5 protein-coding genes are annotated in these 10221 nt (G+C 69.3%); 1 reads left to right on the top strand and 4 read right to left on the bottom strand.

The window, feature by feature from the left end:
- The 3 genes from ACX9NE_RS26075 to ACX9NE_RS26065 all read right to left on the bottom strand — a co-directional run.
- Positions 1–659, bottom strand: a 659-nt coding sequence (locus ACX9NE_RS26075; RefSeq protein WP_459364746.1) for a PPE family protein, incomplete at its 3' end; no start/stop codon positions are given.
- A gap of 235 nt (positions 660–894) precedes the next feature.
- Positions 895–3276, bottom strand: a complete 2382-nt coding sequence (locus ACX9NE_RS26070) for a cation-translocating P-type ATPase (RefSeq protein ID WP_459364747.1) — start codon at positions 3274–3276, stop codon at positions 895–897.
- On the bottom strand, positions 3273–4856 hold the full coding sequence (locus ACX9NE_RS26065) for a serine hydrolase (RefSeq protein ID WP_459364748.1): 1584 nt from the start codon (positions 4854–4856) through the stop codon (positions 3273–3275). The genes ACX9NE_RS26070 and ACX9NE_RS26065 overlap by 4 nt, the downstream gene beginning before the upstream one ends.
- Positions 4857–5009: 153 nt before the next feature.
- On the opposite strand from ACX9NE_RS26065, the gene ACX9NE_RS26060 reads away from it, so the two are divergent.
- Positions 5010–8966, top strand: a complete 3957-nt coding sequence (locus ACX9NE_RS26060) for a PE family protein (protein ID WP_459364749.1) — start codon at positions 5010–5012, stop codon at positions 8964–8966.
- Between the two features lie 133 nt (positions 8967–9099).
- Here ACX9NE_RS26060 and ACX9NE_RS26055 read toward each other — a convergent pair whose 3' ends face one another.
- The gene (locus tag ACX9NE_RS26055) at positions 9100–10218 is read right to left on the bottom strand and encodes an MBL fold metallo-hydrolase (RefSeq protein WP_459364750.1); all 1119 of its coding nucleotides are present in this window, start codon (positions 10216–10218) and stop codon (positions 9100–9102) included.
- Positions 10219–10221: the final 3 nt, after the last annotated feature.

Raw genomic sequence — 10221 nt, 5'->3', positions numbered from 1 at the left:
GCATTCCCGATGTTGGCGAATCCGACATTGCCCACACCCACGTTCGCCAGGCCCGCGTTGAAAATGCTGGCGCGGCCCGCGGGATTACTCAGCGCCGCCCGAATTGACGTCACGAACGCCGCCCCCGCTCCGAGCGGGTGCTCGAGCAGCTGTGTGAACGGTGCCAACGCGGACACGGCCGTCGAGGCTTCCGCGTGGTAGCCCAGCATGGCGGCGACGTCCTGCGCCCACATCTGCTCGTACTCGGCTTCCACCGCTGCGATCGCCGGGGCGTTGAATCCCAACAGGTTCGAGGTCACCAACGACAGCAATTGAGAGCGGTTGACAAAGACCGCACCCGGGTTCACCGTCGCTGCCAGCGTCGCCTCGAACGCCGCTGCCGCCATCCGAACTTGGCCGGCCGCCAGCTCGGCTTGTGCACCGGTTGTGGTCAACCAACCAAGGTAAAGTCCGGCCACATCGACCATGGCCGCCGCCGCTCGGCCCTGCCAGGAGGCGCCCGCCACCGCCGAGGTCACTGCGGAAAAGGCGGTTGCCGCGGACCCTAGCTCGTCGGCCAGCTCTTGCCAGGCAACCGCCGCCGCCAGCAGCGAGTCCGTCCCCGCGCCGCCAAATATGCGCGCCGAGTTGAGCTCCGGTGGCGATCCCACGAAATCCATCGCCGCACCCTTCCCGGCAGTGGCGAAGCCCGCGACCGCCCACCGATCCCCGCAATCGACACCGCAAACGCCGTGGTTTATCCGACTGTCTCCAGCGGTTGATAGCGCGTCAGCGTACGCTCACTGCTGCAGGAATTCGTGGAATGTACCAAATACGAATGACTACCGGTCATAAGAATTTGGCATCACATGCTTTCTGTAAAGTCCGTTTACACAACGGCTTCCAAGCAACGAGCTATCGCACCTCACGCCAAACCTGCGGCCGTACACCGAGAATCCGGGCTCGCACCCACCACATCATCTCGATCGCAGAAGCGCCCAGCGCGCCGATACCCAGAGCGAGCGCGGTCACCCAGAGATTTGACGGATCCAGAAAGAACTTCTTCTGCGTCCACGGCAGACTGAAGATCACCACATACGCCACTGCGGAGGCGATGACGAGCGCCAACCGCCACCATTGGTAGGGGCGCGCCGCAACCGCAAGCACCCAGACCGCCGTCACCAGCAAGGTGATCAGCGCCGCGGTGGATGCCTGGTCCTGTTGCACCGTTGTCGCATGGCGGCCCTGATACGCGCTCAGGTAAGTCGCAAACGTTGCGATGCCCACGACCAATCCGGCGGGCAGTGCGGACGTCAGCACGCGCCTCACGAAACCCGGATAGGCCCGCTCGTTGTTCGGAGCCAAGGACAGGATGAATGACGGGATTCCGATGGTGAACCAGGCGGCGATCGTCACATGGATCGGCTGAAATGGGAACAACAGCGGCTCGACCCCTAACGGACCGGCCAGCAAACACTCGAGACCGACCAGCAACGCCAGCAGTGCCGAGTAGACGGTTTTGGTGAGAAACAGGCTGGCGACCCGCTCGATGTTGCCGATCACTCGCCGGCCCTCGCCGACCACGTACGGGAGCGTGGCAAACCTGTTGTCCAGCAGAACAATCTGCGCCACCGCGCGGGATGCCGGGCTGCCCGCACCCATCGCTACGCCGATATCAGCGTCCTTGAGGGCAAGCACGTCGTTGACACCGTCACCGGTCATGGCCACGGTGTGGCCGTGTGACTGCAAGGCATGCACGATGGCACGCTTCTGGTCAGGCCGCACCCGGCCGAAGGTGTTGTGTGAGTCCAGGGCATCAGCCAACGCCGCTTTGTCGGTCGGCAACCGGCGTGCGTCCATCGCCGGTCCGTGCAGGCCGAGTTTTTCCGCGACCGCCCCAACCGACACCGCGTTGTCGCCGGAGATCACCTTGACCGTGACCGACTGGGCAGCGAAGTACTCCATGGTCTCGCGGGCGTCGGGGCGTACCTTCTGCTCCAGCACCACCAACGCCACGGGTGTCACGGCGCCCGGGGCGGCCGGGTCGTCTACTGCGGTCTCCGTGGCACCCAACAGCAGAACGCGCAGCCCCTGCGCACCGATCCGCTCGGCCTGTTCAGCCGCCCCGGTATCGGGACTCAGCAGGACGTCGGCTGCACCGATCACCCAGTTGCCGTGATCGCCGAACGACACGCCGCTCCACTTGGTTGCCGACTTGAAAGGTGCTGTCGCGGTGACGGTCCAGCCGGGGTCGGTGTCGTAGGCCTCGGCTATCGCCAACATGCTGGCATTGGGACGGGCATCCGCTGCTGCAAGGGCGGCAAGCACGTCGCCGACGTGCTCCTCGGTCGCCGCGAGGTGCTCAATGCCTGACACCCGCATGCCGGTCTCGGTGAGCGTGCCTGTCTTGTCCGCGCACACCACGTCCACCCGGGCGAGTCCCTCGATCGCAGGCAACTCCCGGACGAGGCATTGGCGTCGACCCAGTCGGACGACACCGACGGCGAACGCGATCGATGTCATCAGTACCAGGCCTTCGGGCACCATGGGCACCAGGGCGCCCACCATGGCCAGCACCGACTCCCGCCAACCCGCATTCGTCGTGAACAATTGCGTATAGATGGTCAGCAGTCCCACCGGGATCAACAGGTAGGTGATGAACTGCAGAATGCGGTTGATGCCATTGCGCAGTTCGGATTTGACCAATGTGAACCTGCTCGCCTCCGCTGCGAGTTTGGCTGCGTAAGCATCACCACCAACCCTGGTGGCACGGTATGCACCGCTGCCGGCGACGACGAAACTTCCCGACATGACGTTGTCTGCGACGTCTTTTGCGGTCGGGTCGGCTTCGCCGGTCAGCAGTGATTCGTCGATCTCGAGGTTCTGCTCCTCGACCACCTCGCCGTCGACGACAATCTGATCACCGGGCCCGAGTTCGATGATGTCGTCCAGCACCACCTTGCCCGGAGAAATGGTCACCGTGCCGGACTGCCTACGCACCAACGGCTTTGCCTGGCCTACGATCGCCAGCCTGTCCAGCGTCCGTTTGGCGCGGATCTCTTGGACCATCCCGATAACGCTGTTGGCGACGATGAGCAGACCAAACAGCCCGTTGATCAGCGATCCGGTGAGCAGCACGATGCCGAACAGCACGCCCAGTATGGCGTTGATCCGGGTGAAGACGTTGTCCCGGACGATCCGCGCGATGCTGCGGGTGGCGCGCTCGGGAATGTCATTGGCTTTCCCGTCGGCAACCCGTTGCGCCACTTCGGCATCGGTGAGACCGCGAACCGTCATCGCGTGAAGGTCCCCATATCGTTGGAGTCGAAGTACTCGATTTTCAGTGCATTGCCGTTGAACACTGCCTTGGAAATCGATCCGGGCAGTGCGTTTTCGGTGGCCAGCGGGAATGTGAAAGTGTCACCGTCCCAATGCGCCAGGTCAAAGGATTGGTTCTTGGGACCCAGTGACAGTTGCAGTTGGCCGTCACGGTCGGTGACGGTGGCCGGTCCCCAGTATTCGTTGTTGTAGACGCCGGCGTAGTCGCTCACCGGTCGCGCCGGTGCCGGGCTGACCGGGGGCTGCTTACCGACGAGCGTGCCGTCCGGGTTGTTCATCGGCGCCAGCTGTTGGCGATACAAATTCGCCCAGTCCTCACGCACTTGGCCGTACTGCACCAGATCCATGAACTGCGCGTTCAGCGCCTCCGGTATCCCGTACGGCGCGGCGTTGGTCAGGGCGATGATGCCGAGGTCCTCGGAGGGCAGCACCGCGAAATTGGTTGCGGCACCGAGCCCGAACGCACCCGAGTGGCTGTACATCGTCCGCCCGGACGAGGTCACCGAGGTGTTGAACCCGTGACCGTAAGTGCCGGCTCTGGCGTTGGGGTTCCTGGCGGGAGTCGAGATGACTTGCGGGGTGATGGCGGCAAGCAGCGATTCCGGCGAGGTGATCCGCTGGCCGTTGTAGGTCCCGTTGCCCATCACCATGGTCAGCCAGCGCGCCATGTCGTTGACCGACGAGCTGACCCCGCCGGCCGGCGTCTGGGGGTCGGGATCGCGCTGAAATCGCGCTTCCCATTTATCGCCCACCTTGATGTGGTTGACAGCGTGGTTGGGCCTGGCCAGAAAATCGGCGAACTTCGAACTGGTCGACGTCATGCCGAGCGGGCGGTACAGCACCTCGTCGGACAGGTCTTCCCAGGGCTTGCCGGCCGCGGCGGCGACCGCCTCGGCCGCCGCCGTCACACCGAAATTGGTATAGGCGTAGCTGATTCGAAAGGGCGCGAGCGGCAGGTATCTCAGCCGCTCCAGCACCTGCCGGCGGTCGTAACCGAGGTCTTCGAGCGCATCACCGGCATGGTCGGGCAGGCCCGAGCGGTGCGAGTAGAGGTCGGCGACGCTGACGTGCGTGGCGACATACGGGTCCATGAGTGTGAATCCGGGCAACGTGGTCGCCACGGGTGTATCCCAGGTGATGACACCCTCGGTCACCTCGTGGGCCACCACGGTCGCCCCGACCGACTTGGACACCGATGCCAGCTGAAAGACGGTGTCGGTGTCGACCTTATTGTCCGCGTTGTCCGCCCTGCCGGTATCTCTGATCCCGAACCCTTTGGCGTACAACACCTTTCCGCCGTGGACGATCGCGACAGCCATGCCCGGAATGCCGGAGTTCTTCATCAGCTCCGCTACCAGACCGTCGACTTTGGCGACGGCTTCGTCGATGCGGCCGGCGGGGATCTGCACTCCCGACACCTCGTTGGGCGGCACCTGCGCCGGGGGCGACGACGGGCCGGCGACCGGCCGGGAGGACCCGCAACCGGTTAGCGCGAGCAGCATCACCACGACTGCGGCTGTGGCCGCGCGTTTCGTCATGGGCGCACTTTAGCCCGGCGGCGAGGCGTCCACCCCCGGTGAGCCGCGAGTTGTCGGCTCCTCGATCTCGGTGCTGAACAGGGCGTTCAACAAATTGACAACGATCGCACATGCATCGCGCGGCAGAGTCCGGTGCTGCGGAAGGAGCCTTCGATGTCATTTGTATTTGTCGCTCCCGAATTCCTCGCGGCCGCTGCTACTGATGTCGCCGGGATCGGCTCTGCACTCAGTGCGGCTGCGCACGCGGCGTCCAGTACAACGACCGAACTCTTGTCCGCGGCCGCCGACGAGGTCTCTACCGGTATCGCTGCGCTCTTCAGCGCGCACGGTCAGCAATTTCAGGCGGTCAACGCCCAGGTGGCCGCATTTCACGACGAGTTCCTGCGCACTCTGACAGCTGGTGCCAACTCCTACGCCGCGGCCGAGGCCATCAATACGGTGCAACAGGAGCTGCTCGACATGATCAACGCTCCGACGCAAACCGTGCTGGGACGCAGCCTCATCGGCGACGGTGCCGACGCGACAACCGCCGGCGGCCGCGGCGGTGACGGCGGCTTGCTCTGGGGTAATGGCGGCAACGGCGCGGCCGGCTCCGCAGGTCAAAACGGCGGCGCCGGTGGCTCGGCAGGATTGTTCGGCAACGGTGGAGCGGGTGGAGCCGGCGGCGCGGGGCCGACGGGCGGGACGGGGGGTGCCGGCGGAGCGGGCGGGACTGTATCTGGCGTCGGCGGCGCCGGCGGACGCGGCGGGGCCGGTGCCCCCGGCGCCCTTGGCCACGCCGGAGGAGTAGGTGGTGACGGAGGAGTCGGCGGCAGAGCGGGCCTGTTCTTCAGCCACGGCGGCGCGGGCGGGATGGGTGGCGACGGCGGAGCCGGCGGTGCCGGAACGTCGGGAGCAGCGGGATCCGGCATGGCCGGCACCAGCGGTGGTGCCGGCGGAGCCGGCGGCCGGGGCGGGGCCGGCGGCGCGAACGGACTGTTGTTCGGTCACGGCGGCGACGGTGGGCTGGGCGGTAGTGGCGGCGCGGGGGGCCAAGGCGGTGACGGTGCCGCGTCGACCGTCGCGGCAGGCGCCAGCGGCGGCACCGGAGGAGCCGGCGGGGCAGCCGGCGCAGGCGGTGCGGCCGGCGTGGGCGGTGCGGCCGGCGCCTCCGGCACCGGTGGCAACGGCGGAAACGGCGGCAACGGCGGGGCCGGCGGTGCGGGCGCCGACGGCTCCGGGGACAACCCCGACGGCGGCTCCGGCTACGCCGGGGGGTCCGGCGGTGCAGGCGGGGCAGGCGGGGCCAGCGGCGGCGGCGGTGTCAACGGCACCGGGGGCGCCGGCGGGGCAGGTGGAACCGGAGGCTTCGGCGGAAACGGAATATCCGCAGTCGCGGACGCCACGGGCGGAAATGGCGGCGACGGCGGCGCGGGCGGCAATGGCGGCACGGGCGGCCTGGCGGGCACCGGCGGCAACGGCGGCCACGACGGTGCCGCGGGCAACGGTGGCGACGGAGGCGCAGGCGGCAACGGTGGCGACAGCGGAACCGTCACCACCAGCTCCGGCGACGGCAGCGGCAGCACCGGGTTGACAGGCGGGACCGGCGGCGCCGGCGGCGCGGGCGGCAACAGCGGTACCGGCGGAACCAACGGGAACGGAGGCCACGGCGGGAACGGAGGCGCCGGCGGCAACGGCGCCCACGGCGCCGACGGCTTCTACGACTCAACCGGCAAGACGGGCGGCAACGGCCACAGCGGCGGCGCGGGAGGCGATGGCGGCAACGCGGGCAAAGGCGGCCAGGCCGGTAGCGGTGGCACCGGCGGCGTCACCGGATCCTGGGGCAACGGCGGGATGGGCGGCGCCGGCGGAAACGGTGGAAACGGTGACAGCGGATCAACACTGGCCGACGGCGTCGCGGGCAGCGGCTATACCGGCGGCGCCGGCGGCAACGGTGGGGCCGGCGGCAACAGCGGCGGTGACGGTACCAACGGCAGCGGCGGCCAGGGCGGCACCGGCGGAACAGGCGGCAACGGCAGCATCGGCAAGGCCATCCAGACCAACCCGCCATTCGGCAATTTCCAAGGCGCCGACGGCGGCAGCGGCGGAGCCGGGGGCCGCGGCGGCGATGGCGGCCATGCCGGGACCGGTGGCACCGGCGGCTGGGTGGGCAACGGCGGCACCGGCGGTATCGGCGGCAACGGTGGCAACGCCGACGGCTACCCCGTTTCCGGGAGCAATGGCGGCAATGGTGGGGCGGGAGGTGCCGGCGGCGCAGGTGGAAACAGCGGCGAAGGCGGAATCAACGGCAACGGCGGGGCCGGTGGAAACGGGGGTCTGGGCGGCAGTGGCCACGACGGCGACGCCTGGTACAGCAACGGCGTGGACTGGTTCGCCGATAACGGCGGGAACGGCGGGAACGGTGGCGACGCCGGCGCCGGCGGGCAGGCCGGGTCCGGCGGGACCGGGGGCCAGCCCGGCAGCGCGGGCACCGGCGGTACGGGCGGCAACGGAGGCAACGGCTTCCGCGGGCCTGACGGCACAACAGGTCTCACCAGCGACCAGCCCAACGGCGTCTCAGGCGGGAAGGGAGGCAACGGTGGGAACGGCGGAAATAGCGGCGAGGGCGGCACCAACGGAAGCGGTGGCCACGGCGGCAACGGCGGCTCCGGAGGTAACGGCGGCAACTCGGGCCAATCGACCGATTTCGCCGGCGGAAACGGCGGCAACGGCGGCAACGGCGGCGCGGGCGGCCACAGCGGAACTGGTGGTAGCGGTGGCTCTAACGGGCTCGGCGGCAACGGCGGCAATGGCGGCAACGGCGGGACCTCGAGCTATTCCTTCGATGACTTCGGTACTCCGGGCGGCAACGGCGGCGACGGTGGCAATGCCACCAGCGCCGGCGGGAACGGGGGTAACGGCGGCAACGGCGGCGGCGCTGGCCCGGCTTACAGCGGCAGTCCAGGGGTCGCCGGCGGCAACGGCGGCAACGGCGGCAACGCCGTCGACGGCGTCGGCGGCGACGGCGGCAACGGGGGCACCGGCGGCGACACCGTCGACGGCGGGACGGTCGCTCAGGCGGGCAACGGCGGTAGGGGCGGCAACGGTGGCTCCGGTACCAACGCTGGCGGCAACGGCGGAGCCGGCGGGACCGGTGGCAACGGGATTCAGTGGCAAGGCAGCGCCGGCAACGCCGGCAATGGCGGTAGCGGTGGCAGCGGCGGAAACGGCACCAGTGGCGCCGGTGGAGCGGGAGGGGCCGGCGGCAACGGCGGCGGTGCGGGTGTTACCGGCGGCGCCGGCGGCGCGGGCGGCGATGGCGGTGACGGTGCTGTCGCCGGCGGACAGGGTGGCAACGGCGGTAGCGGCCAGGGCCGCGCCGGCGGCGGGATCGGCGGAAATGGTGGCGACGCGTCCGGCGCCGGCGGCCACGCCGGTGACGGGGGTAGCGGAGGAAACTCGGTCAGCGGCGCCGGCGCCGCCGGCGGCGACGGCGGCAACAGCACCGGACAGGCCGGTTACGGCGGCAGGGGCGGCAACGCCGGGTCGGGTGCTACCGGAGGGACCGGTGGCAGCGGCGGCAATGGCACCGGCCAGGACGGCCACGGCGGCAGGGGTGGCGACGGCGGCAACAGCAGCGCCTCGGATGCTCAGGGCGACGGCGTGCCGGGCGGCAACGGCGGCCGCGGCGGTGACGGCCACCTCGGCGGCGCCGGGGGCACCGGCGGCCACGGGGGCGTCGGCCGCAATCTGAATCCCGGCGGCACCGGGGGCGCCGGTGGCAACGGCGGTGACGGAGGCACCGGCACCGGCGACAACGGCATCGGCGGCGACGGAGGCAACGGCGGTGCCGGCGGCAATGGCGGCAGCGGCGGTGGCCGCGGAGCGACCGTCGGCGGTAACGGCGGCAACGGCGGCCACGGCGGGAATGGCGGCCACGGCACCGGCCAGGGCGGCTTCGGTGGCGACGGTGGCAGCGGTGGCCGCGGCGGCGACGCCCACGACCCCTTCGGCAACATCATTCTTGGCCTGGACAGCGACGGGAGCAGCTACGGCGATCGCCCCAACGGCCAAAACGGCGGCGCCGGTGCCCCTGGTGTTCTCGGCGGCTTCGGTGGCCGTCAACCGTGAATGCGTCGCACCGGGATTACGGCGTTCTTCACACCGGGATCAGGCGCTGGCCCGTCGGCAGACCGCGCGGCACGGATCCCAGCGCCTGCTGGCTGACCTGAGAAACCCGCCTCACGAACGGCGGTCACCGAATCTACAACCGCCACCAGGGATTGAATCGCAGCGGATTGACCGTGTCGATGCGCTGGCCCGGCAGCGGCACCGCCACCTGGACGCCGTCCGGCTCGGCAGCTTTGAGCACCCGCTCGACCGGCTCCGCCCACGGGTGCGGCGCCAGCCGGAAGGTGCCCCAGTGAATCGGCACCAGCAATCCCGAACCTGAATCGGTGACATCCAGGTGGCCGCGGACCGCCTCCTCGGGATTCATGTGAATGTCGGGCCAGGCCGTGTTGTAGGCGCCGATCGGCATCAGGGTCAGATCGAACGGGCCGTGGTCGGCACCGATCTGAGCGAAGCTCTTGGTGTAACCGGTGTCGCCGCCGAAATAGGCGCGATGGCCCGGTCCGATGAAAGCCCACGACGCCCACAGCGTGTTGTTGCGACTGAGGAACCGCCCCGAGAAGTGGCGGGCCGGCATGCAGACAATGGTCAGTTCGTCGACCTGCGCGCTCTGGTTCCAGTCAAGTTCGATGATTCGCTGCTCCGGGATTCCCCAGGAACGCAGGTGCGCACCCACCCCGATCGGCACGAAGAACGGTGCCCGCTGCGTACGGGCCAACGCCTTCACGGTGTGAATGTCGAGATGGTCATAGTGGTCATGGCTGATCACCACCGCATCCACCGCCGGCAAACCCTCCAGCAGCACGGGCGGCGGGTGCAATCGCTGCGGGCCCACGATGTCGGACGGGGAGCACCGGTCGCTCCACACCGGGTCGGTAAGCACCCGATAGCCGTCGACCTCCACCAGCGCCGTCGAATGACCGAACCAGCTCACCGCCAGCGCAGCCGGCTCGCCCTGGTAGATCGACGGCGACGCCAGCGGGATCGGCCCGGGGGGCAGGCTGGCACCGCGGCCGCCGATCAACTCCCAGGCGATCTGGCGCATCTCCTCGCGGTTCATCACATACAGCGAGCCCGGGTCGATGTTGACGAACACACCGTCGCGGTACTGCGGCGAACCTTCCGAGACGGCCCGGATCGCCGACGGGCTGGCGCCCAGGGCCGAGGGTGCACCGTGCAGGGCACGCAGCAGCCAGCCTCCCGCCGCCAGCGAGGCGGTACCGCCAGCCAGTCGCAGCGCCCGGCGCATCATGAC

The sequence above is a fragment of the Mycobacterium sp. ML4 genome, from assembly GCF_054515735.1.
The sequence above is the reverse complement of the archived record's forward strand: the minus strand, read 5'-3'. Positions and strand labels throughout refer to the sequence as shown.